The sequence below is a fragment of the Nonomuraea sp. NPDC051298 genome (assembly GCF_055586305.1).
Window position 1 is genome coordinate 87,814 of sequence record NZ_JBVJIM010000002.1, and the last position, 26,842, is coordinate 114,655.

At 70.9% G+C, this 26,842-nt stretch carries 23 protein-coding genes; 11 read left to right on the forward strand and 12 right to left on the reverse strand.

Translation table 11 applies throughout. The annotated features are described in order from the left end of the window. The first annotated feature begins 479 nt into the window (after positions 1–479). Positions 480–3,737, forward strand: coding sequence for an AfsR/SARP family transcriptional regulator (locus ACZ6S0_RS05530; RefSeq protein WP_465913560.1), 3,258 nt, complete (start codon positions 480–482; stop codon positions 3,735–3,737). 148 nt (positions 3,738–3,885) lie between these two features. Continuing rightward, positions 3,886–4,590: a sensor histidine kinase gene (locus ACZ6S0_RS05535; protein ID WP_465913561.1), complete on the forward strand. Its 705-nt coding sequence runs from the start codon at positions 3,886–3,888 to the stop codon at positions 4,588–4,590. Between the two features lie 31 nt (positions 4,591–4,621). Here ACZ6S0_RS05535 and ACZ6S0_RS05540 read toward each other — a convergent pair whose 3' ends face one another. From ACZ6S0_RS05540 to ACZ6S0_RS05575, 8 genes are all read right to left on the reverse strand, one after another. Further along, positions 4,622–5,326, reverse strand: a complete 705-nt coding sequence (locus tag ACZ6S0_RS05540; RefSeq protein WP_465913563.1) for an IclR family transcriptional regulator — start codon at positions 5,324–5,326, stop codon at positions 4,622–4,624. Beyond that, on the reverse strand, positions 5,323–6,579 hold the full coding sequence (locus tag ACZ6S0_RS05545) for a cytochrome P450 (protein ID WP_465913565.1): 1,257 nt from the start codon (positions 6,577–6,579) through the stop codon (positions 5,323–5,325). Before ACZ6S0_RS05545 ends, ACZ6S0_RS05540 begins: the two co-directional genes overlap by 4 nt. A gap of 21 nt (positions 6,580–6,600) precedes the next feature. After that, entirely contained in the window at positions 6,601–7,365 is a 765-nt protein-coding gene (locus tag ACZ6S0_RS05550) for an alpha/beta fold hydrolase (RefSeq protein ID WP_465913568.1), read from the reverse strand. Beyond that, positions 7,311–7,877: an ATP-binding protein gene (locus ACZ6S0_RS05555; protein ID WP_465913569.1), complete on the reverse strand. Its 567-nt coding sequence runs from the start codon at positions 7,875–7,877 to the stop codon at positions 7,311–7,313. Before ACZ6S0_RS05555 ends, ACZ6S0_RS05550 begins: the two co-directional genes overlap by 55 nt. 471 nt (positions 7,878–8,348) lie before the next feature. Further along, complete coding sequence (locus ACZ6S0_RS05560) at positions 8,349–10,118, reverse strand: hypothetical protein (RefSeq protein ID WP_465913570.1); 1,770 nt, start codon at positions 10,116–10,118, stop codon at positions 8,349–8,351. Between the two features lie 483 nt (positions 10,119–10,601). Beyond that, positions 10,602–11,453 (reverse strand): CU044_5270 family protein, encoded by an 852-nt coding sequence (locus ACZ6S0_RS05565; RefSeq protein WP_465913572.1) that lies wholly within the window; start codon positions 11,451–11,453, stop codon positions 10,602–10,604. Continuing rightward, the gene (locus tag ACZ6S0_RS05570; protein WP_465913575.1) at positions 11,446–12,018 is read right to left on the reverse strand and encodes an RNA polymerase sigma factor; all 573 of its coding nucleotides are present in this window, start codon (positions 12,016–12,018) and stop codon (positions 11,446–11,448) included. The genes ACZ6S0_RS05565 and ACZ6S0_RS05570 overlap by 8 nt, the downstream gene beginning before the upstream one ends. Positions 12,019–12,106: 88 nt before the next feature. Further along, positions 12,107–12,274 carry a hypothetical protein gene (locus ACZ6S0_RS05575; protein WP_465913576.1) on the reverse strand — a complete coding sequence of 56 codons (168 nt, stop codon included), beginning with the start codon at positions 12,272–12,274 and terminating at the stop codon, positions 12,107–12,109. Here ACZ6S0_RS05575 and ACZ6S0_RS05580 point away from each other — a divergent pair. Further along, positions 12,273–12,794, forward strand: a complete 522-nt coding sequence (locus ACZ6S0_RS05580; RefSeq protein WP_465913578.1) for a GNAT family N-acetyltransferase — start codon at positions 12,273–12,275, stop codon at positions 12,792–12,794. The two genes, ACZ6S0_RS05575 and ACZ6S0_RS05580, sit on opposite strands and share 2 nt — an antisense overlap. A gap of 11 nt (positions 12,795–12,805) precedes the next feature. On the opposite strand, the gene ACZ6S0_RS05585 is transcribed toward ACZ6S0_RS05580, so the two are convergent. After that, a complete protein-coding gene (locus ACZ6S0_RS05585; protein ID WP_465913580.1) occupies positions 12,806–13,372 on the reverse strand; it encodes a GNAT family N-acetyltransferase in 567 nt (188 codons plus the stop codon). 375 nt (positions 13,373–13,747) lie between these two features. On the opposite strand from ACZ6S0_RS05585, the gene ACZ6S0_RS05590 reads away from it, so the two are divergent. The 8 genes from ACZ6S0_RS05590 (at position 13,748) to ACZ6S0_RS05625 (ending at position 22,682) form a co-directional block, all read left to right on the forward strand. Further along, positions 13,748–14,338 carry an RNA polymerase sigma factor gene (locus ACZ6S0_RS05590; protein WP_465913581.1) on the forward strand — a complete coding sequence of 197 codons (591 nt, stop codon included), beginning with the start codon at positions 13,748–13,750 and terminating at the stop codon, positions 14,336–14,338. After that, complete coding sequence (locus tag ACZ6S0_RS05595; RefSeq protein ID WP_465913582.1) at positions 14,331–15,344, forward strand: CU044_5270 family protein; 1,014 nt, start codon at positions 14,331–14,333, stop codon at positions 15,342–15,344. Before ACZ6S0_RS05590 ends, ACZ6S0_RS05595 begins: the two co-directional genes overlap by 8 nt. Positions 15,345–15,626: 282 nt before the next feature. Next, positions 15,627–16,583 (forward strand): SDR family oxidoreductase, encoded by a 957-nt coding sequence (locus ACZ6S0_RS05600; protein WP_465913584.1) that lies wholly within the window; start codon positions 15,627–15,629, stop codon positions 16,581–16,583. Positions 16,584–16,736: 153 nt separating this feature from the next. Then, positions 16,737–17,639 carry a LysR family transcriptional regulator gene (locus tag ACZ6S0_RS05605; protein WP_465913586.1) on the forward strand — a complete coding sequence of 301 codons (903 nt, stop codon included), beginning with the start codon at positions 16,737–16,739 and terminating at the stop codon, positions 17,637–17,639. Positions 17,640–17,696: 57 nt separating this feature from the next. Continuing rightward, the gene (locus tag ACZ6S0_RS05610; protein ID WP_465913588.1) at positions 17,697–18,860 is read left to right on the forward strand and encodes an MFS transporter; all 1,164 of its coding nucleotides are present in this window, start codon (positions 17,697–17,699) and stop codon (positions 18,858–18,860) included. Between the two features lie 292 nt (positions 18,861–19,152). Then, positions 19,153–20,337: a serine hydrolase domain-containing protein gene (locus ACZ6S0_RS05615; protein WP_465913591.1), complete on the forward strand. Its 1,185-nt coding sequence runs from the start codon at positions 19,153–19,155 to the stop codon at positions 20,335–20,337. A gap of 195 nt (positions 20,338–20,532) precedes the next feature. Next, positions 20,533–21,270: a polyprenyl diphosphate synthase gene (gene uppS, locus ACZ6S0_RS05620; protein ID WP_465913593.1), complete on the forward strand. Its 738-nt coding sequence runs from the start codon at positions 20,533–20,535 to the stop codon at positions 21,268–21,270. Then, entirely contained in the window at positions 21,267–22,682 is a 1,416-nt protein-coding gene (locus ACZ6S0_RS05625; protein WP_465913595.1) for an oxygenase MpaB family protein, read from the forward strand. Before uppS ends, ACZ6S0_RS05625 begins: the two co-directional genes overlap by 4 nt. A 174-nt stretch (positions 22,683–22,856) precedes the next feature. Here ACZ6S0_RS05625 and ACZ6S0_RS05630 read toward each other — a convergent pair whose 3' ends face one another. The 3 genes from ACZ6S0_RS05630 to ACZ6S0_RS05640 all read right to left on the reverse strand — a co-directional run bounded on the left by ACZ6S0_RS05630 (position 22,857) and on the right by ACZ6S0_RS05640 (position 26,827). After that, positions 22,857–23,618: a hypothetical protein gene (locus ACZ6S0_RS05630; protein ID WP_465913597.1), complete on the reverse strand. Its 762-nt coding sequence runs from the start codon at positions 23,616–23,618 to the stop codon at positions 22,857–22,859. Positions 23,619–23,626: 8 nt separating this feature from the next. Next, entirely contained in the window at positions 23,627–24,274 is a 648-nt protein-coding gene (locus ACZ6S0_RS05635) for a hypothetical protein (RefSeq protein ID WP_465913599.1), read from the reverse strand. Between the two features lie 210 nt (positions 24,275–24,484). Beyond that, the gene (locus ACZ6S0_RS05640; protein ID WP_465913601.1) at positions 24,485–26,827 is read right to left on the reverse strand and encodes an ATP-binding protein; all 2,343 of its coding nucleotides are present in this window, start codon (positions 26,825–26,827) and stop codon (positions 24,485–24,487) included. Positions 26,828–26,842: the final 15 nt, after the last annotated feature.

A 26,842-nucleotide genomic window follows, 5' to 3' on the forward strand; every position in this document is an offset into this window, starting at 1 on the left:
AGGTCTCGGCGGCAGGCTCCGCGCCGAGTCGCTCGTAGTCACAAACACTCATGACTTCAAGGCTGTCGTTGAACAAGTCCCGGAGACTTTCGTCCCCCGTCACACCTCCTGTGAGGGAACCGCAGGCGGAAAGCCTCAACCCGCGGTGGACCCCCTGTGGCTGGGCGGGTCGTCGGTGCTGCCCGCCACGGTCTGCGGCTCCACACCCTCCGGCAGCGGGACCTGGTCTGGCTCCTATCCGGGAGCACCAGCGCTGTCGTGCCCGGTCGTGCGCACGGGAAAATGGGCGAAGTTTTGGCTTCGCATGACGCTCCGGCCGACGGGGACGAGCCCCTCAGGGCACAGGCGTGACCTGGCCGGCGCGATCCGCGCCCGCCCGGCATGCGTGACTTCTCCATCGATAACTGTGCATTGCCGTGCTTTGGGAAACCTGATGGTTCGCTGACGGCCGGCCGTTCGGCGGTGTGTAGCGTGTTTCTGTGCGGTTCGGAGTGCTGGGCCCCGTCATGGTGTGGGACAGCGAGGGAAATCCGGTGCGGGTCCCAGAGGCCAAGGTCCGGGCGCTGCTCACCGATCTGCTCGTGCACGAGGGCCGGCCGGTCACCGCGGACCGGCTCATCGACGACCTGTGGGGCGAGGAGCTGCCCGGCAACCCCGCCAACACCCTCCAGGTCAAGATCTCCCAGCTACGCCGCGCTCTCGGCCGTGATCGCGTGCTCCACGAGTCGGCCGGTTACCGGCTGCGCCTCGACCAGCCCGCCGACGAGGTGGACGCGGAGCGCTTCCAGTCCCTGGTGACCGAGGCCCGGTCCGCCGGCGACGCGCGGGCACGGGCCGAGCTGCTCACCCAGGCGCTCGGATTGTGGCGCGGGCCCGCGTACGCCGGCGTCGAGGACGAGGAGTTCGCGCGCGCGGCGGCACAGCGCCTCACCGAACAACGTCTGGCGGTCCTGGAAGAGCAGGCCGAGGCCCGGCTGGAGCTGGGCGACCACATCCTGCTCATCGGGGAGCTGGCCGACCTCGTGGCCCGGTACCCGCTGCGGGAACGGCTGCGGGCCATTCAGCTCCGCGCCCTGTACCTGGCCGGTCGTCAGAGCGAGGCGCTGGCGTCGTACGCGGAGCTGCGGGAACTCCTGACCGACGAGCTCGGCCTCGATCCGAGCCCTGAGCTGGCCGCTCTGCAGGGCGCGATCCTGCGTCAGGACCCGTCGCTCGCGCTGGTCCAGCAGGCGGTCCAGACTGACACCCCCGCAGGGTCGCCGGGCCTGGAGACGCCCGCGGCGGCGACGGCCGCCGGCCGGATCGCCTGCCCGAGGTCGAACCTGCCGGCGACGCTGAGTGCGCTGATCGGCCGCGAACAGTCCCTCAGCGAGGTCGGTGATCTCCTCGGCCGCGCGCGTCTCGTCACGCTCACGGGGCCCGGGGGAGTGGGCAAGACCCGGCTCGCGGTGGCGGCCGCGACGCGGTTCGCCCAGGAAGCCGACGGGGGGATGCTCGACGAGGCGTGGCTGGTCGAGTTCGCTCCGCAGGACGGGGGTCTGGCCGATCTCATGCAGGTGGTCGCCACCGTACTCGGGATCAGGGACGACGCGCCCTCGGGGACGCCTGGATGGGGTGGGCCGTCGGCGCTGATCGACCGGCTCGCGGCCGCTCTGCGCGAACGCAGGATCCTGCTCGTCCTGGACAACTGCGAACATGTCGTCGCGGCGGCGGCCGAACTCGCCCGGCAGTTGTTGTGCGCCGTGCCCGATCTGCGGGTCCTCGCCACCAGCCGCGAGCCGCTCGGCCTGACCGGTGAGATGGTGTTCCTCGTCGAACCGCTGCGGCCGGCCGACGCGATACGCCTGTTCACGGAGCGGGCCGCGGCCTCGGCCCCGGGGTTCTCCCTCGACGGGGCCACCCAGGAAACGCGCGAGGCCGTGGCGGAGATCTGCCGCCGCCTTGACGGCATTCCGCTCGCTCTCGAGCTGGCGGCGACCCGGGTCCGCGGGCTCGGCGTGCGAGAGCTGGCGGCCCGCCTGGAGAACCGGTTCCGGCTGCTCACGTCAGGGCAGCGGGGGGCGCCGCCGCGCCAGCGGACCCTGTGGGCCATGATCGACTGGAGCTGGGAGCTGCTCAGCGCACCGGAGCAGGTCATGCTGTGCCGCCTTGCCGTGCACTGCGACGGCTGCACCCTGGACGCCGCGGAGACGGTGTGCTCGGGCGACGGCGTGTCCCGTGAGGAACTCCTCGACCTGGTGACGCGGCTGGTGGACCGTTCCATGGTGGTCGTGACCGACGGGCCCGACGGCACCCGGTACCGGCTGCTGGAGTCCGTGGCCGCGTACGCGCTGGAGCGGCTGATCGAGATGGCGGATCTCGCCGCCACCCGGGACCGGCACCTGCGTTACTACCTCGACCTCGCCGAACGGGCCGAACCCCACCTGCGTGACGGGGAGCAGCAGGCGTGGCTCGCCCGGTTGGACGCCGAGGCGGCCAACCTGCGCGCCGCGCTCGAGGAGGCGAAGCGTCGCGCGCGGGCGGGCGCGGGCGGTTGCGAAGCCGTGCGGCTGGCCACCGCCCTGTCCTGGTGGTGGCTGCTGCGCGGGCGGTTGAACGAGGGCTGCCGCGCCATGTCGGCGGTGCTCGCCGTCGCCGGCGAAGCCGCCGAACTCCACGTGCTGCGAGACGCGTTCACGCTGCTGAACGGCACCCGGCCCGAGGAGCCGCCCACAGCCGACCCGGCCGTGGTGGACACGCTGCGGAGCGGACGCGCTGTGTGGCTCTACGCCTACGGGCTGTACTACATCGGTGAGATGGCCGGCAGCAGGGCGGCCAACGCTCGTGCGCTCAGCCTCTTCACCGCCGCCGACGACCCGTGGGGCGTCGCGGCCGCGACCGGCCTGCAAGCCATGCACGCGCTGGTCCAGGGAGATCTCGCCGGTGTCGAGCGCGAGGGCGGGAGAAGCGCGGAGATCTTCCGCGAGCTTGGAGATCGGTGGGGCGAGTTGCAGGCCACGGTCCCGCTGAGCGGGCTGGCCGAGATCAGGGGCGATTACGCGGAGGCGGAACGCCTGCGCGACGAAGGGCTGCGCATCGCGGAGAAACTGGGCCTGGCGGCCGACCTCGCCACCAGCTACTGCGGTCTGGGACGGCTGGCACTGCTCGCCCGTGACTGGGAGCGGGGTCATGAGCTGCACGAGCGGGCGCGACGGCTGGCAAGCGAACAGGGCAACGTCTACGTGGAGTCTCTCGCGGTCATCGGCTTCGCGCTCGAGGCTCGCCGCTCCGGAGATCTCGACGCGGCGGAGACGTACCTCGCGTGCCTGTTCGAGCAGTATCCCTCCTCGGAGGTGGGTGACCATCTGCTCTGGGCGGAGTCCGGCTTCACCGCCGAACTCCGCGGCGACGAAGCCCTGGCGACGGAGCGCCATCTCCGCGCCCTGGAACTCGCCTGCTCCATGGAAGAGCCGCGGGCGCTGGCCCTCTCGTTCGAAGGGCTGGCGGGCGCGGCGGCGCTGTCGAAGGACCCGGGCCGAGCCGGACACGCGGCCCGGCTGCTCGGCGCGGCGGATGCGGCCCGCCGCGGTGTGGGGGCTCCGCTGCCGTCCGCCGAGCGGTATGACGTGGACCGGGTCACGGCGGCGGCGACGGCCACCCTGGGCGAGGACGCGTTCGCTGAGTGTCACCGGCAGGGGGCACGCCTGACCCGGCGGGAAGCCGTGAACCTGGCGCGGCTGACGGCCGAGTGTCAGTAAACCGTCAGGCCCTCTCCGTACCGTCGTTCGGGTAAGGACAGCGGACTACGGCGGGATGCGCGGGATGACTACTCAGACTCAGTTCGAACGTTGTTCGACAAGTGTCGCCGATCGTTGCGCGATCGGCGACGGGCTCGGTGACTCTCCGATGCTTCCCCGGGCCTGTGTCGCCGCGGCCGGGCAGGAGGTGCTGGCCCGGCAGCTCCAGTTCGTCGCCGACGCCTCTCACGAGTTGCGGACCCCGGTGACCGGCCTGCGCGTGGAGCTCGAAGAGGCTGTGATGCACCCCGAGGAGACCGACCTCGACGAGTTGCTCCAACGGGCGTTGAAGAACGTCGATCGCCTGGAGGCCATCGTGGCGGGCCTGCTCCACCTGGCCAAGCTGGGGGCCGGCGCGTCGGACCGCTGGGAGGACCTCGACCTGGCGGACGTGGTCCGGCACGAGGTCCTTCGCCGATCGGATCGGGTCCCCGTGCGGCTCCGGCTGACCTCCGGCGTCACCGTCCACGCGGTGCGCGTCCAGCTCGTTCGTGCTCTGGCGATCCTGCTGGACAACGCCCAGCGGCAGGCCGAGCGGTCGGTCGAGGTCGGCGTGCACCGCCGCGACGGCCAGGCCGAGCTGGTCGTCGCCGACGACGGTGAGGAAGCGGACGAGGCAGACGAAGCAGACCGGAATTGGATCTTCGAGTGCCTCACCCGGCTGGACAGTGCGCGCTATCTCTGCGAGGAGGGTGCCGGTCTCGGGCTGGCGATCGCCCGCGAGATCGCTCAGGCCCACCACGGCCGCATGGGCGTGCGGCGGTCCCCGGCCGGCGGGGCGCGCTTCGTCCTGCGCCTGCCGCTGCCCACGTAGGAGGGCGCGTGATCACCGGGTGCGGGTCGGGTCAGAGGAACTGGGAGATCTGGGTCGCGGTGGTGAGGACCAGCGACGCGATGGCCTCCTCGTCGCGCCGGCCGATGGTCACCACGCCGACGCTGGCCTCGGCCGGGCGGCCGGCCGAGATGATCGGGGCGGCGACGCCCCAGGCGCCTGGCTGCAGCTCACCGGCGGTGACGGAGTAGCCGACGGCGCGGGCCTCCGTGATCTCCGGACGCTCGCCGGCTCTGGGCGGACGTCCGGAGAGTATGGCGATCCCGGAGGCGCCGCGGTTCGCGGGGTGCCGCGTGCCGGCGCGGTAGGCGGCGTGAAACTGCGAAGCGCGCGGCTCGACCACCGTCAGGACGACCGCCTCGTTCTCGTCGCTGTCGAGCACGGTGATGAACGCCGTGGCGTTGCAACTGTCGGCCAGCACCTGCAGGGCGGAGAGCGCCGCGCTGCGGAGCCGGTGCTGGACGGCGGCGTTGAGCTCGACGATGCCGAGACCGAGGGTGAAGCGGCTGCCGACGCGGGCGACCAGCCGGTGGTTGCCGAGCGCGGCCAGATGACGGGAGACCGCGTTGCGATGGATCCCGGCGAGCTGGGCGAGTTCGGTGATCATCAGTCCGTCGGGATGGTCCCTGAGGATCTCCAGGAGCCGCAGGCCCGTGTCGATGGTCTTGGAACCCGCGCCGCGAGACGAGTCCGGTTCGGCGTCGGCGGAGGGGGTCATGCGTCACCTGACCGGGGAACGGGGGTGTAACGGATGGGCAGGTGCTTGACACCGGCGATGAAGTTCGACACCAGCCGGTCGGGCGGACCGGCGAGCTCCATGTCCGGCAGCCGCCAGAGCAGCTCGCGGTAGAGCGCGCGGAGCTGCAGGCGGGCGAACCGGGCGCCGAGGCACACGTGCGGTCCGTCGCCGAACGAGACGTGGTCGTTGAGCTGCCGCGTGATGTCGAAGCGCATCGGGTCGGCGAACACGCGCTCATCGTAGTTGGCGGCGCCGTGGAAGACGACGACCTTGTCTCCCGCCGCGATGGGCTGCCCGGCGAGTACGGTGTCGTGCACGGCGGTGCGACGGAAACTGAGGACGGGCGGATGCCAGCGCAGCATCTCCTCGATCGCCGAGTCGAGCAGCTCCGGACGCGCCAGCAGGCGGCGGTGCTCCGCCGGGTGGTCGAGCAGCGCGATCAGCCCGCCGGGCAGGGCAGAGCGTACGGTGTCGTTGCCCGCGATGACCAGGAGGAAGAAGAACATCGACAGCTCGGCTTCGGTGAGCCGCCGTCCGTCCACCTCCGCCGTGGCGAGCGTGGTCATGATGTCGTCGGCGGGATCGCGGCGCTTGTGGGCGGCCAGATCGCGGGCGTACGCGAACATGTCGGTGAGCATGGCAGGAGAGCGCGGGTTGACCGGCTTCCCACCCGGGCTCCTGACCGCGAGCGCGTGGTCGGGATCCTGGTAGCCGACGACCCGGTTCGTCCACTCCAGGATCTGGCCGCGATCGGCGGCGGGGATGCCGAGGAGATCCGCGAGGTTCTGGATCGGGTAGTCGTCGGTCACGTCCACCGGCAGGTCGCACTCGCCCCGTTCGGCGATCTCGTCGACGAGCGAGCGTGCCCGTGCCGCGATCCCGGCGGCGAACCGCTCGACGCGACCGGGGGTGAACGCGCCGGAGACGATCCGCCTGAGCCTGCCGTGGTCGGGCGGATCGAGGTTGAGCATCATCCGGCGGATGAACGACAGGTCGTCCGGGTCCGGATCGCGGATCTGCGTGGCGCCGATCCACGAGCTGTATCCGGTCGGCGTGCGCAGCACCCGTACGACGTCGGCGTGGCGGGTCACGGCCCAGAAGCCGGGGCCGGCCGGCCAGTCGCCGACCTCGTGCTCCTCCTGCCAGTACACGGGGTGTTCATCACGTAGCAGGCGGTATCGGTCGTGTGGGATGCCCTGCGAGTAAATACGCGGGTCGAACACGTCGATCATGGGCATCCCCTCTGTGGGCCGTCAGGCGGCCAGGAACCGTTCGATGGCGGATACGAGAGCCAGCGGCGTCTCCTCCGTCGCGTAGTGGCCGGCCTCGGACAGCGTCGTCAGCTCGGCCTTCGGGTACCACTGCAGCCACGTGCCCCGCATGACCTCGGCGGAGAGGGCGGGATCGTGCTCGCCGACGATGAGGAGGACCGGCGTGGTGCTGCCGGTGACCTCCGTGTGGAAGTCGGTGCGGGCCCACGCGTCCAGGTAGGCCCGGTACGAGGCCACCGTGGAGTTCCGCAGCGAGTTGCCGACCATTTCGTCGAGCCAGCGGCCAGGAAGCCTGTTGCCCGTGGTGAGGTCGATGATCGCCCGGCGGCCGGCGGGCTCCTCGGCGGAGCCGGAGAACAGCCCCCAGGACTGCTCGTCGAACGGGACACCGCTGGCGGGCACCGGGGAGATGCCGACGAGCTTGCGGACCCGGCCGGGCGCGTCCAGCATCACCCGCTGCATCGCCGTGCCGCCCATCGAGTGACCGATCAGGGAGAAGGTGTCCCAGTCGAGCTTGTCGGCGAGCGCGATCACGTCCGCGGCGATCTCGGCGAGGGTGTACTCGCCGCTGAGGTCCATGGCCTCTCCATACCCCCGGTAGTCGGGGAAGGCGTAGGTGAAGGCGTCGCCGTCCAGATAGGGCTGGATCTTCTGGAAGGAGGTACGGTCGCCCAGCCAGCCGTGCAGGGCGATCACGCGGTGCGGCCCGGAGCCGTGAACGTCGTGGGGAAGGGCGACGGGAGGCATGGCACGTTCTCCTTCATGGTGTCGGACATGGTGCGGTCGGTGAATGGACGGGCGAGCGACGCTTCACCCGCGTGCTGGGCGTTACCTCGGCATTCCAGACTGAACCAGACGAACTTCCCGGCCCCGTGCCGGACGGCACCCCACCGGTCGGCCTGAGCCTCCACCAGGAAGAGGCCGCGGCCGCTCTCGGCCAGGAAATCGGGGGTCCGCACCTGGGGCAGAGCCGGATCGGGGTCGCAGACCGCCAGCCAGAAGACGGCGAACCCCGCTCGCACGTTGATCCTGATCTCCGGGACGCCGCGCGCGACCGGGGCCGCGTGCTGAACGGCGTTCGTGACCAACTCGCTGGTCAGCTCGATGATCGTGGCCTTGTCGGCGGCGGAGAGGCGAAGCTCCCACGACACGCACATCGACGTCACCCAGCGGCGGGCGATGGACGGCGCGACCGGAGAGGGCGGGAGGTCGCGCCAACCGGAGACCTGCCTGTCCCCGAGGCCGCTGACGGCGCTCATAGTCCGCTCATCAAGACAGGCGATGAACGGCGCGTGGAATTGTCACCGCCATGCCGCGCGGCCATTGCCGGCCTGCCGTCGGCGAAGGATGCCAGGGGCACGCTGCCACTGCGGGCAGTTCCCGGCTCGGATTGCACGCGACAATGCGCGAACACGACGTTAACGTCTCCTGAATGCCCAAATAGTGGGCGCTGCAGTCAAATAGCGGGCGTGATCAAGCATCGGCTGGATCGGGGCGTCTGTCAACGCGAATGGAAGAACATGTCGACTCTTCGTGTTGAGGCCGCCGATTCGCCCAGCTCAGCGGGGCCCGGCACGCGCGCCCGCCAACGGTCGCGCCGCTCTGTTCGTCAGCGCCTCATGGCGTACGGCGTGGGTGGGCCGGCCGGTCCACCCACGCGATCGGCCCCCCGGTCGGGGGACCGGAGGGCCGAGGCGGGGCGGCCGTCGGGGGCGTCGGCCGCGAACGGACTACCTGGGGACCAGCGTCGTCACGCTCCCGTCCGCCGGGTTGCTCACCACGATGTCGCCGTTGTCGAGCGCGGCGACGTCCGCCGTGTAGTTGACGAAGGGCAGCAGGCTGATGCCGCGGATGTTCATCTTGAACCCGCCGGCGACGGCCGTTCTCGCGCCGCTGGACGGATCGACGCGCGTGATGCAACCGGTGGCCGCTTCGGCCACGAGCAGGCTTCCGTCCCGGCGTACGGCGATCCCCTCAGGACCGGCCAGACCCGTCGCCACGACCGTCGGCGTCCCGCCGGACACCGGAACGCTCACCACGGTTCCGTTGTCGCTTCCCGACGCGTACACCACGTCGCGCGAGGCGTCGAAGGCGAGACCGCCGACGGATCCGAGCCCGGTCAGCAACGGGGCCGGGGAACCCGAACCGTCGATCGGCACCGAGAACACCGAACCGAGGCCCTGGTCGCCCACCAGCAGCGTGCCCTGCGGGCCTTGACGCAGATGCACGGGAGCCACGAAACCGCCGGCGACAGTCGAACGGGTGCCCGTGTCCAGACCCAGCTTGGAGATCTTTCCACCGGCGAGCCAGTCGGTCAGGTAGACGTCGCGGCCGATCCGCAGGGCTCCCGAGGAGATCATCTGGACGTCGTCCAGAGCGAACCGCGAGACGCGGTCGACCCCGCCGTCAGGGTGGATCTCGACCACCGACGTCAGGTCGGCGGCGACGAATCCGCCATCGGCGGTGGGGTTCAGCGAGACCGGCGCCGACAGCGGACCGTCCTGCAGGACGGGGACGAGTTTCTTGGTTCTCACGTCCACCTGCCGCACGTTGCCGCGCACGAAGTTCGACACGTAGATGGCGCCGCCCTTCGTGATCTGGAGGTTGTCCAGCCCCGGCTCGCCCTGGGCGAGCAGCGTCTTGCTCCCGGACGTCCGGCCGACCTTCCAGACCTTGCCGGTGCCCGCCTCCAGGACGATCAGCGGCTCTGTCGGATCGATGCTCCGCGGAACCACCTTGAGCGCGGTGATCGCACTGTCGAACCGCACACCGAGGCGGCTGACCTGGCCGGTGTCGACGTCCACCTTCGCGATGCGCGCCGCGTACATCTCGGGGACGTAGGCCAGGCCGTTCGACGCGAAGTCGAATCCTTCCGGAACCTCGAGATCCCGAGCCACCTGGACGGGCGGCTTCGTCCCGGAGGGGTCGACCTCCCAGATCGAACCCTTCGAACCCGGTACGAACGCGAGGTCGCTGGCGAAGAGCCTGCCGCCGCGGAAGGCGATCCCGTTCGGCCCCGTGTTCCCGTCGGTGATGCCGGCGCCCACGGTCACGGGGGTGCCCCCGTTCGGGCTCACGCGGAGGATCGACCTCGAGAAGACGCTCGCCACGTACAGGTTGCCGTCCGGGCCGAAGGTGAGGTCGTCCGGCGTCTGGACCTGGTCGGCGGCGGGCTGGGATCCGTTCGCGAGGCTGACCACCTGACGGGTCACCGGGTCGACACGCGAGATGCTGTTGAAGAATGCCTGCGCGACGACGAGCCGCCCCTGTGCGTCGACGGCCAGACCGTTGGACGCGGGGAGCGGGTTTCGCTGTACGAGCTGCTCAACCTGGTATCCGGGCGCCTGCACAGCGCTTCCGGGGAGCGAGCAGTCCGGGGCGCTCTGCGTCGGCCGCGCGGTCGCCGACGCGACGGGGCCGGCCAGGCCCGATACGCCCAGCAGCAGCAGAACGGCCGCCCCTCTCTCCATCCACGACGACGCCCGGCGTCGCGGGATCACGCCCGTCCTTCTCTTGGCTCCAAGCTGCGGTGGGGTGTTGCCGTGGCTACCCATCACTTCTCCCAAAACCATTGATATGTGGTGATCTGTTGCATTGGTGGATCACTGTTAGCACAGCCCAGGCGGAATGGACGCCAGAATCCGACAGCTCCCGTGGATCCGGTCGCGTCGGCGCTGTCGAGATGCGAATCTGCTCGAAGCGAATGAACGAAGAAGGGACCACACGCGAACCGGCCAAGAACCACGTTCGGCGGACGGCCTCTCGCTCGTGACGGCCTCCGGGAGATCACCTGTCGGTCTCCCGCCGTTCCCTCGGGGTTGACCGCGGCGAGGGTTCAGGCCTGGCTCCTCCGGCCCGTGCCCGGCAAACGACCTTGAAGAAAGTGAAACCCCCTGGCGCGTGGCCAGGGGGTTCCATGGGTGCTCAGCGGGGAGCCGGGCGGGTCACGACCACCTGGAACCGTTCGCCCGCCCAACGGGTTTTCACCGCGGAAGTTCGTCCGTCCACTCGGTGGTCACCGAGATGTACGAGTTGCTCATCGCCGAGCCCCCCTCGGCGGTCAGCAAGACGTTGGCGCGCGTCACCCGGGCGCTCTCGGGATCGACGACCATCCTGATCTCCACGTCCCCGGTGAGCGGGATCAGCAGTTCCTGCCCGCCCTCGACCGGCCCCGCGTTCTTGACCCCGGGCGTCGCGGCCAGTGCCTCGAACGCCGCCGAACGGACCTGCGCGGGCGTCGGCAGCTCCGTGATCAGGGTGATCAGCGGGGAGACGGGCTCGCCCTGCCGATCGGCAAGGGTCATGGCGTGGTCCTGCCGCGGAAGCCCGGCGATGCGCTCCTTCAGCTCCTCCGGATCCGACGGAAGCCCTTCGAGCTCCTTCAGACCGATCTCGGCGCCCATGAGCCTGAACGGGGCCGGGTCCTCGACGACGGCGCCGGGAGTGACGTTCGGCTCGTTCCTGGACCAGCGGTCGCCGTCGCGGGTGGTCCAGCTCTCCTGCACCTGGGGCCCGTCCGGGCTCTCGAACGTTCGCGTGACGTGCCAATAGGTCCCCGTGCCCTGGGGAATCCGCTCGGCGCTGGCCGCGGCCATGAGCAGGACCTCCCTGCCCGAGACCGGTGCGGCGGCGGGCGGGGCCACGCTGGTGGCGATCACGGCGACGGCCGCTGCGCCGGCGACCGCCATGCCCAGCACCGGCAGGAGCCGGCCGCGGCGCCGGAGGGCGCGACCCCGCGTCATCCTGTCCTGGAGACGTCCCCTGCTGCGGTTGATCGCCTCGGCGGACGGTTCGGGCTTGGTCAGCAGGGTCGCGACGGCGTTCAGGTCATCCACCAGCGTTCTCCTTGTCAATGAGGGCGAGAATCTTGCTTCGGGCCCGGCTGAGCCGGGAGCCCACGGTGCCGACGGCGATGCCGAGCGCCTGGGCCGCCTCTTCGTAGCTGAGCTGGCCCAGGGCCACGAGCAGCAGTGCGTCGCGCTCGCCGCCGGACAGGGCGGCGAGCGCCTTGGCCAGGTGCGGCTGCATGCGTTGCGCGGCTACGGAGGTGACGACCCGGTCCTCGTGGCCTTCCACGACGGGCTCGGGCCCCAGCTTGGCCAGCGCCTTGTAGTGGCGGGTCTCCTTGCGGCGGTGCCGGGCGATCAGATTGGTGGCGATGCCGAACAGCCAGGGCCGCAGGTCTCCGCGTTCCGGGTCGTACCGGTCGCGCCGGTCGAAGGCCAGCAGGAACGTCTCGGCGGTGATGTCCTCGGCGATCTGCGTGTCCAGGCGGCCGGCGACGTACAGGTAGATGTCGCGGTAGTAGCGATCGTGGACGGCGGTGAACAGGCTGGGGTCGCCCCGGTACTGGGTGACGAGTTCGGCGTCGGTCGCCTGTTCGCTCACTTCGGCGCTCACGTTCTTGTCTCCGGCATAAGGTGGGCCTTCCGGTCGGCGGTCACGATCACCCATCCTTCGCCGCAGACCTGAATCGTCTTCCCACGGGTCAGGAAACGGGGTCAGCGACCTCGTCCAGGAACGCGCCGCCCGCCTCGCGCGTCGCGTGCACCGCGGCGCGGACCTCGGCGCCGGAATCGATCCCCACCTCCGGCAGGGGGCGCGGTGCGAACCTGCGAACCCATCCCTCGACGCCCCCGCGTAGAGTCTCCTCCATGCAAGGCGTGATCGCGATCCGCGAGGCGGGGCCCGGCGACGGGGCCGTCCTCGGCGAGATCCACGCAGTCTCCTGGGGCATCTCGCACGGCCCGTTGTGCGCGCCGAAGGTCGCCGCCGCCGGCATCGAGGAGCGGCGCACCAAGTGGGACGCCATCCTGGCCGAGGGCGAGGACACGCCTCTGCTCGCGCTCCTGGACGATCGTCCGGGCGCCTTCGCCCGCTTCGGGGCCTCCTCCTCCCGCCCCGGCCTCGCGGAGATCCACACCTTCTTCGCCCACCCGGAGGTCTGGGGCCGCGGCCTCGCGGCGGCCTTGCTGGCCGCCACCCTGGACCGGCTGCGGGAGGTCGGCTATGACCGCGTGCATCTGTGGACGCTTCGGGACTCACCCCAGGCCCGCCGTTTCTACGCCAAGAACGGCTTCGGCGAGACCGGCAGGCGACACGACCACGACTTCGGCGAGGGCCCTCCGCTCGCCCTCGTGGAGCTGGAACGAACCGTGCCCGGCCCCGGCCTGTGACGACCAGCGCGTCACCAGGCCGCGGCGTCGGCCCGTCGGATGTGCAGGTGACCGTCCCCCGGGAACGGCGGTCGGGCCGGAAGGACCTGGTGAAAACGGTATCCCGCCTTCTCCGCGACCCGGCACGAGGCAAGGTTGCCCACCTGGTGGAGCAGGTCGAGACGTTCCAGACCTTCGACCGCGAAGACGTCGAAGGCCCACTCGGTGAGAGCCTCGAGCGCGCGAGGGGCCACGCCTCGGCCGCGGGCGTGCGCTGCCGTCCAGTAACCGACCTCTGCGGATTCCCCGCTGGGACCGGTCCGCTTCATGACCACGTTGCCGGCCAACCGGCCCTCGCCTGAGCCGGACCGATCTTCGTGTACGGCGAAGCTCAGCCGCTCGCCGGTTTCCCAGCCGCGTCGCTGAAGCTCCAGCCACGCCACCGCGTCCTCGACGCTCTCTACGGGAAGGCTCGTCCAACGACGCAATGCCGGATCGTGATACGCCTTGACCAGCGGTTCGACGTCACCATCACGCCAAGGGCGCAGGCAGAGCGCAGAGGCGGACGACGTCCCCTCGACCCGTAGTGTGACATTCATCAAGGTCTCCCCGGAAGGCGTTGATCCATCCCGTTCCGCTACCGAAGATCCACGGGAGACGCCCTTAGCGGCCCTCGTCCTCACCCGGGGCAGACCCCTTCACCGACCGGCGGCCTGGGCATGCGACAGCATAGAGCCCGCTCAGTTGGGCTACCGCGTCCTGTTCGGTGGGCAGCTCGGCGGCGCGGCGTTTGGCGGCGGAGGCCAGGCGGAGGGCAGGGCGCCGCCCGTCGACCGGGCCGGGGACGAGCCGCTTACGCCGGGCGTCAAGGTCTGCGCCATTCTCTCGGGCCAGGTCTGGACCTGATGGCGGGAACCGGTCGGCTGCGGGCGGGCAAGTAGGGGTGTTCCATCCGTGAGCCGAGAGGCCAGAGCATGTCAGAAACGAGCCCCGCCGATTCCGCCGTCATCGCGCGGTCCCGGCAGGAGCCCGAGGTGTTCGGGGAGATCTTCCGCAGGCACGCGGCCGAGATCAAGAGATTCGTCGTCCGCCGCCTCGGGCTCGACGTCGCCGAGGACGTGGTGGCGGAGACCTTTCTCGCCGCCTTCCACCAGCGCGGCCGCTACGACCTGGCCAGGCAGAACGCCCTGCCCTGGTTGTACGGCATCGCCACCAACCTCATCGGCCGCCACAAGCGTACCGAGGCCAGGCAGTTGAACCTCCTGGCCCGCACCGGCGTGGACCCGGTCACCGAACCCTTCACCCCGCGCAGCGACGAGCGGCTGAGCGCCCAGGCCGTACAGCGGCGCCTGGCCGCAGCGCTTGCCGCGCTGCCCGCCGGGCACCGCGACGTGCTGCTCCTGGTGACCTGGGGCGGCCTCAGCTACACCGAAGCGGCCGAGGCGCTCGGCATCCGCGCAGGAACGGTCCGCTCGCGCGTCAACAGGGCCCGCGCCAAGATCCGCGAGGAACTGGGCGGTAGCGATCCCACAGCACTCGTCATCGAGGAGGTTCGTCATGGATGAGCTGGCCCAGCTCAACAACTTCCGCTCCGAGGTCCCCGCGCAGGAGGACCTGCGGGCCGAGGCGGAGCGCCTGATGGCCAGCATGTCGGCGCCGGTCCGCCTCGACGTTCGCCGCCTCGACGTTCGCCGCCTCGGACTGCGCGCCGCGTTGGCGGGAGGTCTGGCGGCCGCGGTGGGAGTGGCGGTGTTCCTCGTCCAGAGCCGGGCCGCCCCGGCGCCGCCCCCGCCGTTGATCCGTACGGTCGCGGGCGTGGAGATGCTGTTGCGGGCGGCCGAGCACGCCGGCAGCCGTCCGGAGCTGCATCCCAGGCCCGGCCAGTTCCTCGTCTATGAGTCGCAGAGCATGGACACGTCCGGAGGGGACGCGGGGGTCTGGCTGACGCGCTCCAAGCGCACGATCTGGCTGCCGGTCGAGGGCAGCTCGGTCAAGGGGGTCCTGCGGGAGGAGGTCCTGGAACCGCTGCCGTATCCCGGACGCACACTCCCGCCGGCCGCGCGATGGGAGCAGGAGCAGGTGGGCAAGCCCGGTCGTCCGGGGCGGGCGGCCGACTTCGATCACCGCGCCGAGTTCCTGCGCAACGACTACGCCTACGTCAGCAAGCTGCCGACGGACACCGAGGGCATGCGCAAGCACCTCTACACGCAGGTGCCCTTCGACGGGTTGCAGGACTACCAGGCGTGGAACCGGGTCGGCGGGCTGCTCACGGAGTCCTATCTGCCCGCCGCGCAGCGGGCCGCGCTCTTCCGCGCGGCGGCCACGATTCCCGGGGTGGTGACGGTGAAGCGGGCGCGGGACGCCGCGGGGCGCGAGGGCATAGCCGCGGCGATGGTCGCGCCGCACGGGGTCAGGGAGGAGTACATCTTCGACCCGAAGACCTACGACTATCTCGGCCGCCGGGGGGTGGTCGTGGACGCGAAGCTGGCCGATGCCCCGGTGGGGAGCGTGTTGTCGTCGAGCGCGCAGTTGAAGGTGAGCGTCGCCGACAGCGCGCCGGTCGTGGAGTAGACGGCGCGACGGGGGCTCGGGCAGACGGCACGGCAGGGACCGTCTGCCCGATCGAGTTCCCCGCCCGGGTGGGATCCGTGTGCCCGCCAGTCTGGGTGGGCATCGTGCGACTCGTGGGGTCCAGACCGGCTGTCTCGCAGGACGGTGAGAGGGGTGAACCCGACCGGGTGCCCGGCCGCCGTCCGATGCGTGGGGGCTGGTAGTGTTGGCGGCCTCGGATCCGCAACCTCCCATTTTCGCTGGGTGGCGCAAGATCTCCATTTCGCGTTGGAGGGTCTTGCCATGGGTGGAATCAAGCGGTTCACGAAGGTGTCGCAGCCCGCTCTGTTCCTGCTGACCGCGGTCTGCGCCAGGAAGGACGCGGGCAGCAGCCCCACGGGGATCGTCGGGCGGAGCCTGGCGCGCCGGCTGCTGGATGCCGGTGACCGCGTACGTGTTCTCGCCGAGCCCGGCCAGGTGGACGGCTGGCCCGACGGGGTCGAGGTCGTCGAGGGGTCCATCACCAGGCCGCTGGAGCACGCCGGGGTCTTCGACGGCGTGGACGGCGTCTTTCTCGCCGGAGCCGTGCCGGCGACGGTAGCGGACGCGCTGGTGGCCGCCCGGGATGCCGGTGTGCGGCGGATCGTCGTGCTGTCCTCGCACGGGCCGGAGTACGAGGAGGCGTACCCGCCGGAGACGTGGTTCTGGCTGGCCATCGAGCGAGCGGTCGAGCGCTCGGGCATGGAGTGGACACACATTCGCCCGTCGGCGGTGATGGGCGCGATGATCGAGGGCACCTATCCCGCCACGGGGTCGGACTGGCCGGACACGGTCAGAGGCGAGCGCGTGGTACGCGAGGCTTTCCTGGAGGGCGGCCACTACCCCTTCATCCACGAGGACGACCTGGCCGCCGTCGCGGCGGCGGCGCTGCGTACCGGCGACCATGTCGGCGCCGTCGTCGAAGCGGTCGGACTGCCGATCAGCACCCGGTCACGGGTGGCGAGCATCGCCGCGGCCATCGGCCACGACCTCGCCGCCGTCGAGGTGACCCCCGATGAAAGCCGGGCGAACTGGCGGCGTCGCGGCTGGCCCGATGGCGGCATCGACGTGACGCTGTACGCCCTGCAGGAGTACGGCGAGCGGCTCGCCGAGCTGACCCGGTGGACGCTCGACCAGCGGCCGTCCGTGCGCGAGATCATCGGCAGCCCGCCGCGTGGCTTCGACGACTGGGCGGCCGAGCACGCCCATCTGTTCCGCTGACCCTTCCGCCCAGCCACGAGGGGACACGTCATGAGGAAGTGCGTCGACCACGACACCGATGCCTCGGCTCCCCGGGAGACGGTGGTTTCCGCGCAGGGGAGTGACGGCGCCACCGGCGGCGGGCGTCGTGAGGGCGCGCGTTAAGCTGAGGGGATGGAGCGTCTCGAACTCGAGAGCTTCCTGGTCCTGGCCGAAGAGCTGCACTTCGGGCGGACGGCGGAGCGTCTCATGGTGACCCGGGCCCGGATAAGCCAGACGATCGCGAAACTGGAACGTCAGGTCGGGGCCCCGCTGTTCGAACGCACCAGCCGCCGGGTCCGGCTGACGCCTCTGGGCAAGCATCTGCACGACGACCTGGCCCCGGCCTACGCGTGCATCCGCGACGGCCTGGCCAGGGCCAAGTCGGCGGCGAAGGGCATGGAAGGCGAGTTGCACGTGGGCTTCGTCGGCGCCGCGACCGGCGAACTGCTCATGGGCGTACTGGACCTGTTCGCCAGGCGGCACCCGGCTACGGCGGTGCACATCCACGAGACGCAGTTGGGCGACTTCGTCGAGCCCCTGCGTGAGAGCAGGGTGGACGTGTTGCTGGCCCAGTTGCCTGTCGTCGAGCCCGACCTGGTGACCGGGCCGGTCGTGCTGACCGTGCCCGCGGTGCTGGCCGTCTCCTCGCGCCACCAGTTGGCGCGGCGCGAGGCGGTGAGGGTGGAGGATCTCGCCCGCGCCAAGGTGTTCGCCTGCGGGGGATCGTTGCCGGAGTACTGGGTGACGGCCAACAACAACCCGCGGACGACCCCCGCGGGCTGGCCGATCGAGCGCGGCGACACGGCGGCCACGATCCAGGAGACGCTGGCCCTGGTGGCGGCGGGGCGTGGCGTTTCGGCCGTGGGTGAGGACGTCAGCCGTTTCCACCCCCGGCCCGGTGTGACGTACGTGCCGTTCGAGGACGCGCATCCGATCACCTACGCGCCGGTCTGGCGGGCCTCGGGGGAGACGGAGCGGGTCAGGGCGTTCGTACGAGCCTGCGCGGAGACCCAGGCGATTGGTAACTCCAGCTAACCGATTCGTCCAGGAACAGTCGCTGATCTCCGATCATGGCGGTCTGAGACTTTCCATGTGAATTCCGAGAAGAACCCTCTCGCTCTGGCCGCTTTGGCTCTGGGCGCCTTCGTCGTCGGTACCACCGAGATCGTCATCGCCGGGCTGCTGCCCCAGGTGGCCTCCGGCTTCGGCGTCTCCGTCCCGGCCGCGGGTCTGCTGGTCTCCGGGTACGCGCTCGGCATGGTCGTCGGCGCCCCCGCCCTGACGGTGCTGGGCAACCGGCTTCCCCGTAAGACCATGCTGCTCGCCCTGATGGCGTTGCTCGTCGTCGGCAGCCTGCTCAGCGCGGTCTCCGGCTCGTACGGCGTGCTCATGACCGCCCGCGTCCTGTCCGCGCTGGCCGGAGGCGCGTTCGTGGGCGTGGCCAGCGTCGTCGCCGCAGGCTTGGTGCCGGCGGAGAAGAAGGCGGCGGCCATCGCGAAGGTCTTCATGGGGCTCAGCCTGGCCAACGTGCTGGGTGTGCCCGCGGGCACCGCCATCGGCCAGGAGTTCGGCTGGCGAACGGCGTTCTGGATGGTGAGCGTCGTGGGGGTGGTCGTCATGGCCGGGCTGGCCGCGTTCGTGCCGCACCGGGCAAGCCAGGAGAACCGGCGCGGCGGCCTGGGGCTGGCGGCGTTCCGCAACGGGCGGCTGTGGCTGGCGCTGCTGGTGACCGCGCTGGGCTGGGCGCCGTTCCTGGCGGTCGTGACCTACGTCGTCCCGCTGCTCACCGAGGTGACCGGTCTGGACGCGTCCGCCGTGCCGTTCGTGCTGGTGCTCGTCGGCGTGGGCATGCTGGCCGGGAGCCCGCTCGGCGGCCGGCTCGCCGACCAGGCCCTCATGCCGACCGTCTACGCCGTGTTGGCCGCCGTCACGCTGGTCTCCGTCCTGCTGGTTCCCGCAGTGCGGAGCCCGGTGACGGCGATCGTCGCGCTCGCGCTGTTCGGGATGGCGGGCGCGGCGGCCATCCCGCCGTTCCAGGCGCGGGTCCTGTCCATGGCGGACGGCGCGCCCGACCTGGCCTCGGCGGCGAACGTGTCGGCCTTCAACGTGGGCAACGCCGCCGGGCCGTTCCTCGGAGGGCTGGCCATCGAGGCGGGGCTGGGGTACACCTCCGTGCTGTGGGTGGCCGCGGCCCTCGGCGCGGCGGGGCTGCTGGTGGCACCGCTGACCCGCGTCCCTGCCATGCAGCGAATGTAGGGCCCGTACCGGACGTCGCCCACACCACGGGAGGCGGCCGAGATCCTCGCCCAGCCGTGCCGGAAATGTGGTTTGCCGGTGAGGGAGCATCGAGCGGTCCTAACAGGCGGGATATGAGGAAGGAAAGAAGGCTTCGACCGCCGTTTGCCGCTCCCGCGAACGGACACCAAGCTTCCGGGGAGAATGATCTGCCAGCCATTCTTCAGCGAAATTAACCCGATTTGGAGAAATGTCCATATTTCGGGGATGGCGGCATATTTTTCAGGGGGAGAAAATGGCCAAACGTCCTAATGTGGTATGGCATCTTGCGATGGCCGCCGCGCTGACCGGTGGGGCCCTGCCCGTGGCCACCCCTGCCGTCGCCGCGTCCGCCGTCGCGAGCCATCCCACCCCGAAATCGGCCTCGCCGGTCGCCTCACCGGCCAGGCCGGACGCTCGGACCGCCGAGGCGATGCGGGCCTACCTGCGGGACCTGGCCGCGAGGAAGAAGTTCACCGGCGCGGCGCTGGTGATGAAGCGTGGAGAGGTGCTGGTACGCACCGCCGCCGGGGCGGCCGACGAGGCGAGGCGCATCCCCAACCGGCCGGACACGGTCTTCCGCATCGCCTCGGTCACCAAGCAGTTCACCTCGATGATCGTGCTGAAGCTGCGCGACCAGGGGCTGCTCGGCCTGGACGACCGGGTCTGCCCGTATCTCGTCCCGGCGTACATCAACGCCTGCCCGACGGCGTGGCGGCCCATCACGATCCGCGAGGTCCTCACGCACACCTCCGGCATCCCCGACATCCAGGGACTGCCCGACTTCTATCGCAAGCTCTCGCAGCCGACCACCACCCGGCAGCTCATCCAGCGGTTCGTCAACCTGCCGCTGGACTTCAAGCCCGGCACCAGTTGGGAGTACAGCAACTCCGGCTACATCCTGGCCGGGGCGGTCATCCAGGCGGTGACGCGCAGGCCGTACGGCGCCGTGCTGCAGAGGGAGATCACCGGCCCGCTGCACCTCCAGCACACCGGCTACAGCAGGGGATACCCGCCCCCGGGATACGCCAAGGGCTATCTCACGCTCGGTGAACCGGCGACGCCCATCAACGGCTCCCAGGCGTTCTCCGCGACCGGCATCTACGCCACCGTCGACGACATCGCCCGCTGGGACCGGTCGTTCGGCTCGTACCGGGTCGCGCCGCCCGCCACCGTCAGGGAGGCGTTCACGCCGCAGGCGCGGTGCCCCGCCAGCGGCTGCCTCAGCCTGCCGTCGAGCGCGTACGCCTTCGGCTGGCTCGTCGACCGGCTCCAAGGGCACCGGCTCCGGTACCACCCGGGTCTGCTCGAGGGCTACGCGGCGAGCAACATGTACCTGCCCGACGACGACATCGTGGTGGTCGTGCTCAGCAACGTGCAGGACACCGACACCAACGGCATCGCCCGCCACCTCGCCACACTGGCCCTCCAGTCGTCAAGCCCCAAGCGGCGGTCCTGACGGCGGATACCCGCGACGGCGAACGGACCGGGTTCGCCATCCAGCCCGACAGCCGCGGTCGCGGTTGTCGGGCTCGGCATTTTCCGGCGAGGCTCGACGGCGGGGAGCGGCAGTGCCCGCCGCCACCCCGGTGCCGACGGCTACGACGTGCGACGCTCGACAATACATAAGGTAATGGTATAGTCACGTTCAGCTATGAAGAGCATCGGCGAATTGCCGCGTCACGTGGCGTGCGTGATGGACGGAAACGGGCGGTGGGCCGCGCAGCGATCCCTGCCCCGCACCGCAGGGCACGAGGCGGCGGAGGCCGCCGTGATCGACGTCATCGAGGCGGCGCGTTCCGCCGGCGTCAAGTGGTTAAGCCTCTACGCCTTCTCCACCGAAAACTGGCGGAGACCGGCGGGCGAGGTCGACATCCTGATGCGCCTCGTGCGCCGGGCCATCCGCAAGCACGCACCGGCGTTGCACGCCCGCGGCGTACGGTGCAGGTTCCTGGGCGTCTCCGATCCGCGCATTCCACCCCGCCTGGTCCAGGACATCACCGACCTGATGACGCTCACCGGCGACAACAGGCAGATGACGCTCACCGTGGCCTTCGACCACGGAGGACGCCGTGACATCGTGGAAGCCGCCCGCTCGCTGATCCGCACCGCCACCCCCGCCGAACAGGTGACCGAGGCCTCCTTCGCCCAGCACCTTCCCTATCCCGACACGCCGGATGTCGACCTGGTCATCCGCACCTCCGGTGAGCAACGCATCTCCAACTTCATGCTTTGGCAAGTGGCCTACGCCGAATGGGTCTTCCCCCAGGTGCTGTGGCCCGACTTCCGCGCGACCCACCTCTGGGAATGCCTTGACGCCTACCGATGGCGCCAGCGCCGGTTCGGCGACGTCCGCCGGCCGACCACCACCACGGGAGAGGAACCTCGATGACCCCCACCACCGCAGAGGAGACCCTCGACGTCTTCGGGCCCGACTCGATGCTGCGCCGCCTCGCCAACGAGGCGCGATGGGGGCTCGCGGTGGCCCGCGCCACGGTTCTGGAGGCCGCGTACCCGCAGATCGGCGCGGCGCTGATCGGGAACTCGACGTTCGTGACCCACCCGTGGCGGCGGCTGCGCAACACGTTGACGAGCACGCAGCGGCTGCTCGACCCGGACCAGCACGTACGCCGCAGGGAGGCGACCCGCCTCAACCGCCTGCACGCCCGCATCGCCGGCACCGACCCGCAGGGACTCCACTACGACGCGGCGAACGCCGAAGCGCGTGCCTGGGTGACGGCGACCCTGTTCGAGTCGTCGGTGACGATGTACCGGCTGAGCGGCGAGTCGCTCGACCGGGCCGCGACCGAGCGGCTCTACACCGAGTTCCGCACGGTTCTGGCCCTGTTGGACGGCAACAGCGACCATCTCCCCCCGACGGTGCGGGAGTTCTGGCCCTATTTCGAGGACATAGTCCACCATCGCCTGGAGAACACCGAGGCGGTGCGCGTCATCCTCTACCGGCTGTTCGCCAACGTGCCCGCGCCGCCCCTGCTGCGCGGCAGCCCCGCCGTGTGGGCCGCGAGCCGGGCCGTGGCAGGCCCGGTGGCCGCCGCGATCACCATCGCGTCGCTTCCCGAGCCGCTCTGCCGCCGCCTCGCGCTGCCCGACTTCCCGGGGGCGCGGGCGCTCATGCACGGCGCCTACCTGAGCACCGGCGCCGCCTCCCGCCTGCTGCCGACCGACTGGGTGAGCGTCGAATCCCTCATGAGCCTGCTGGATCCCGACCACTCCAGCGAGAACGGGCTGTGGCAGGGCGTACGCCGCAAGGCGGGCCAGGCCGCGGCCCTGATCAGGCTCGTCACCCCGGCCCCCGACGAGGACGACCGCGCAGTCCACTCGGCTGACCGGTTCTTCGCCGAGGTGCTCGACCAGACCGGCGACGGCCACATCGCCTGGCCCGACCTGGCGGCCATGGCGAGAGAGATCGCCACCCGGCTCGACCTGGACGAACAGGACGAGGAGCGGCTCTACAACGCCTACGCCGCCTGGTGGCGGGAGCTGCAGGCCGGCCTCGACTCCGACGGCGACGGACGCGTCACCCGCCAGGAGTACGCCGCCGCGTCCACCGCCCTGCCCAGCTCCGGGCTGATCAAGGTCGCCGACGTCCTGTTCGATGTCACCGACGTCGACGACGACCAGGCGATCGACGTCCAGGAATACCAGAAGTTGTTCCGTACGGCCTTCCACCGCGACCTGACCGGCAAGGCCGACACCTACTCACGCGGCGCCTTCGTGAGGCAGTTCCTGTCCTTCATGTCCGGGCAGGAACACTCGACCGCCTACGGCTCTCTCCTGGCCTAGCGGGAGACCACGAAGGGCAACGCGTGCGGTGGGTCGCGGAAGAAGGGATCAGGCGCGGGACGCGCCCGTCGAAGGTGCCGCCGGTCCGTACGTCCACCCGCACGCCGGAGCCGCCCACGGTACGTGACAGAGGCGTCTGGTGCGGACGGGGTGCGTCCCGGCGGTCGGCGACTCCTAGGGGCAACTGTTCGCGGCCGGGGCCTTGGGCTGCTGTCTCTGGCCCGGAGTGGCCGTCTTCAGCGCGGCGGCCAGCGCCGCCGCGTTCTGGCCGACCAGTTCTTCTTCCAGCCCGACGTCCGGTCCGGCCGCCCCGGCCAGTGTGCGGGCGCCTTCGACGGTCTGGAGCCGTCCTTCGTGCTCGCCCTGGCCGATGACGTCGCCGTCGTAGGGGAGTTCTGAGCCTTCCCCAAGACCGAGCCACCTGCCCGGCTCGGGCTCGTCGCCCTCGGAGCAGCGGGCGTCCTCCCAGACGATCGCCAGGATGTACTGGTGGCCCGCCTCCACGCGCGGCCGGCCCTCCAGCGCGACCGGTGACAAGGCACTGGTGTCGCCGTCGTTGAAGGTGAACCCGCTGGCGTTGTACACCCAGCTCTGCGGCGCGGGACGGGCTGCCCCGTCGCGCGACCAGAGCACCTCCTTCACCTGGAGGTCGACCGTGCGGCCGATCAGCCCTTCGCCGCGTTCGATCTCGATCTGGGCCGGCGGCAGTTGCTGCTCGGACACGGCGTCGACGACGACCACGTGGTCGGCGTAGGTCACCCAGTCGGCGGCGGTGATGCTGGGCAGGCGGTCATCGGCGTGTGCCATGACCACCTCTCGTGGCTGTGCAGGCGCGCCGCCGTCGGCGGTGGCGCTCAGGGTCCCGGCGGTGACGATCGCGGCCGTGACGACGGCGGCCACCATTCCAGCACCGAGGACAAGGAATCGACGTCTCACGGTTCCCCCTAGTAGGTGTGGTTGATGTGGCTGCGGTTGTTGTCGCCGAGGGTCGTGGTGCCGCCCGTCGGGGTCTTCATGCAGCCCAGCGCCGGATCCGTGCGGCCGATCTGAGGGCTGGCGACGTCGCCGTGCTGGAGGCCGACGGCATGGCCGGTCTCATGGCACACCAGCGAAGGGGTGTAATAGCCGTTGCCCCTGATGCGGACCACCTGCTGGTCGCAGTCGACCATGTCACCGCCCAAGGCGTCGCACCACGCCATTCCGTCGGCGCTGTCGGAGATCCCCGCGGAACCCTCCTGGTAGACGATGTCGGTCTCTCCCGATCCCGAGAACACGGGAGTCGAGTCGTAGGCGATGACCAGATCGGTCGGCGCGAACTGGTTCGCCATGACGTTCTGGACGTCGGTCCGGTCGGCTGTCTCCAGCATGAATTCGCCGCTGCTGTCCATGTAGTAGGAGACGTCGCGATTGTCGGTCTGGCACGGAGTCCTGTGCATCCCCTTCACGCAGAACGGGCTCGTGTTCGAGGTGGGGAACATGTTGTCGGTGACCTCGGCCCAGGCCACACCGACCGCGACCATCAGAGGAACGAGGGCCAGGGCGACGACGCCCGTGACCCGCCGGCGAAACGGCCTGCCGCTGAATAATGACACTGCACTCCCTTACGGCTCGACGAGGTCGTACGTCTCGCGGCGGACCGGCCTGATGGCCGGCTGCCGAGCGTCCGCCTCGTTTTGCGGAAGGCCATCTTGGAGTGAGGCACTTAAATGGCTGTGAAAAAACCCTGAAATGGCCGGGCGTGAGTTCTGTGGTACGGCGTATCCGGCCCGGGTCAATGGCGCTGATGCGCCTTTCCCCCGAAGTCAGGTACCCGGTGGTTCGCCGTCGTCCAGGGCGCGGAGCTTGGCGCGGACGTCGGCGGCCTCGCTTCTTTCGAGTTCGGTGAAGATGCGCAGAGCCTGCCTCCAGGTCTCCCCGGCGGCCCGGCGATCGCCCATGGCGTGATAGGTGTCGCCGAGGTGGGCGAGAACCTCCCCCTCCCGATAGTCGTAGTCGAACGCGCGAGCCAGCTCGGCCGAGCGCTCGTAGCACGGGATCGCCTCCCGATGCTCGCCGAGCAGGTGGTGGATGTAACCGAGGGTGTGCAGGGTGGCCGACGCGCCGCGCTGGTCACCGATTTCCTGCTGGAGGGCCAGCGCCCGCCGGCACAGGACGAGTGCCCGATCGTGATCCTCCAGTTGGAGGTGCAGCCAGCCGAGATTGTTCAGGCCGTCCGCGTGGCCCGCCCGGTCCCCGGCTCGCGCGTAGAGCTCCTGGGCCTGCTCGGCATAGCCGAGCCCCTCCTCGCGACGGTCCATCGACCACAGGACCCAGCCCAGCGTACGGGAGACGTCGGCCTGCCCGACGAGGTCACCGCCCGCGGCGAACCCGTCGAGGGCCTTCAGCAGGTACGCGCGCGCCTCGTCGAACCGGCGCATCTTGACGTGCGAAAGGGACAGACTTCGGTAGGCGTGCGCCTGACAGACCCGGTCGCCCAGCCGGTCCGCGGCCCGTAGAGCGGTGCCGGACACGGTGGTGAGATCGTGCCAGTGCCCCCGCCGCTGGAGAAAGACCCGCATGCTCCAGGCGAGCTGCCAGGCGTGGCGGTCGAACCCCGTGCCGAACGCCTGCTCGACGGAGGCGAGGAGAGTGCCGAGCTCGGCGGTCAGCCAGGACATGGCCTGATCGAGGTCGGCCAGGACGTACGGAGCGTCGTCCCCGGTGACCTGCGGCGGCGGATAGACGGGCTTGTGGCGCGGCTGGAGCAGCAGGGCGGCGCTGTGCGCGGTGCGCAGGTAATGGTCGAGCACACGGTGTACGGCCTCGCGCCGCTCGTCGTCGGAGTCGGTGCTGCCGGCGAGTTCGGTCGCGTAGGCGCGGAGCAGGTCGTGGAAGGCGTACCTGCCGGGGGTGGGCTCGCCGATCAGGTGGGCGCGGGCGAGTTCGGCGAGCAACGGCCGGACGCGGGCCGGTGACGTCGCCGTCAGGCGGGCCGCGGCCTCGACGTCGATGTCGGGGCCCGCGTGCACGCCGAGCAGGCGGAACAGCCGGGCGGCCGCGTCGCTGAGCGTGCGGTAGGACCAGGAGAACACCGCCCGCACGTCCGTGAGCGCGCTGTCGTCGCTGAAGGCCGCCAGCCGGTCACGGCTCTGCGAGAGCTGGTCGGTCAGGGCGGCGAGGGGAAAGTCGGGGCGGATCGCGGCGCGGGCGGCCAGGACGGCCAGCGCCAGCGGCAACCGCGCGCAGGCGGCGATGAGGTCGTCCGCGGCCTGTGGTTCGGCGGTGAGGCGGTCGTGGCCCAGTCGGCGTCCGAGCAGGTCGCGGGCCTCGTCGGCGGACAGCACGTCCAGATCGACCACCTGGGCGCCCTCGACGGCCACCAGGGTGGAGAGCTGGTCGCGGCTGGTCACCAGCACCATGCAGCCGGGCGAGCCGGGCAGCAGCGGGCGGACCTGCTCGGCATCGCGGGCGTTGTCGAGCACCACCAGTAGGCGCCGGTCCGCGAGCAGGCTGCGGTAGAGCGCGGCCTGCGCGTCCTCGGTCGCCGGGATCCGCTGCGGCGGCACCTGAAGGGCGTCGAGGAATCCGCGCACCGCCACCGCCGGGTCCAGCGGCGATCCGGCCGGGTGGAAGCCGCGCAGGTTCACGTACAACTGACCGTCGGGAAAGCGGTCGCGGGCCCGCTGCGCCCAGTGCACGGCCAGCGTGGTCTTCCCCACGCCGGCCGTGCCGGCGATCACCATCGTCGCGGACGGCCTGCCGGCCGTCTCGTCGAGGATCCTGAGCGGCTCGACGCGCCCGGCGAAACCGGCCACCCCCGCCGGGAGCTGGGCCGGGCGCACCCCCGCGTACGCCGGCCGCGTGACAGGGGAGGGCCGGGCGGGCTCACCGTCGGGCCGGTCGACGGGCGTGCTGACGGGCTCGCCACGGGCGAGAGCGATCAGCGCGGCACGGTCGGGCTCCGCGAGTGCCAGCGCGTCGGCGAGCGCGCGCGCCGATCCGAGGCGGGGCCGCTGGATCCGGCCCGACTCCAGCCCGCGTACGGTGCCCACGCTCAGCCCCGCACGCCGCGCCAGCTCCTCCTGCGTCAGCCGGGCCCGCTCGCGTGACCTCCGCAACTCCGTGGCCAGCGGCCCAGGCTCGGCCGGTGTCTTCCGCGGAGCCATCACGCGCCCCTCGCA

Bases quoted from the DNA above. Each gene is read 5' to 3' on its own strand.
- ACZ6S0_RS05580 (WP_465913578.1), top strand. From the start codon at position 12,273: ATGCAAGGCGTGATCGCGATCCGCGAGGCGGGGCCCGGCGACGGGGCC.
- uppS (WP_465913593.1), top strand. From the start codon at position 20,533: ATGAAGAGCATCGGCGAATTGCCGCGTCACGTGGCGTGCGTGATGGAC.
- ACZ6S0_RS05540 (WP_465913563.1), bottom strand. From the start codon at position 5,326: ATGACCCCCTCCGCCGACGCCGAACCGGACTCGTCTCGCGGCGCGGGT.
- ACZ6S0_RS05640 (WP_465913601.1), bottom strand. From the start codon at position 26,827: ATGGCTCCGCGGAAGACACCGGCCGAGCCTGGGCCGCTGGCCACGGAG.
- ACZ6S0_RS05550 (WP_465913568.1), bottom strand. From the start codon at position 7,365: ATGCCTCCCGTCGCCCTTCCCCACGACGTTCACGGCTCCGGGCCGCAC.
- ACZ6S0_RS05535 (WP_465913561.1), top strand. From the start codon at position 3,886: ATGCTTCCCCGGGCCTGTGTCGCCGCGGCCGGGCAGGAGGTGCTGGCC.
- ACZ6S0_RS05625 (WP_465913595.1), top strand. From the start codon at position 21,267: ATGACCCCCACCACCGCAGAGGAGACCCTCGACGTCTTCGGGCCCGAC.
- ACZ6S0_RS05575 (WP_465913576.1), bottom strand. From the start codon at position 12,274: ATGGAGGAGACTCTACGCGGGGGCGTCGAGGGATGGGTTCGCAGGTTC.
- ACZ6S0_RS05555 (WP_465913569.1), bottom strand. From the start codon at position 7,877: ATGAGCGCCGTCAGCGGCCTCGGGGACAGGCAGGTCTCCGGTTGGCGC.
- ACZ6S0_RS05600 (WP_465913584.1), top strand. From the start codon at position 15,627: ATGGGTGGAATCAAGCGGTTCACGAAGGTGTCGCAGCCCGCTCTGTTC.
- ACZ6S0_RS05605 (WP_465913586.1), top strand. From the start codon at position 16,737: ATGGAGCGTCTCGAACTCGAGAGCTTCCTGGTCCTGGCCGAAGAGCTG.
- ACZ6S0_RS05545 (WP_465913565.1), bottom strand. From the start codon at position 6,579: ATGATCGACGTGTTCGACCCGCGTATTTACTCGCAGGGCATCCCACAC.
- ACZ6S0_RS05590 (WP_465913581.1), top strand. From the start codon at position 13,748: ATGTCAGAAACGAGCCCCGCCGATTCCGCCGTCATCGCGCGGTCCCGG.
- ACZ6S0_RS05585 (WP_465913580.1), bottom strand. From the start codon at position 13,372: ATGAATGTCACACTACGGGTCGAGGGGACGTCGTCCGCCTCTGCGCTC.
- ACZ6S0_RS05595 (WP_465913582.1), top strand. From the start codon at position 14,331: ATGGATGAGCTGGCCCAGCTCAACAACTTCCGCTCCGAGGTCCCCGCG.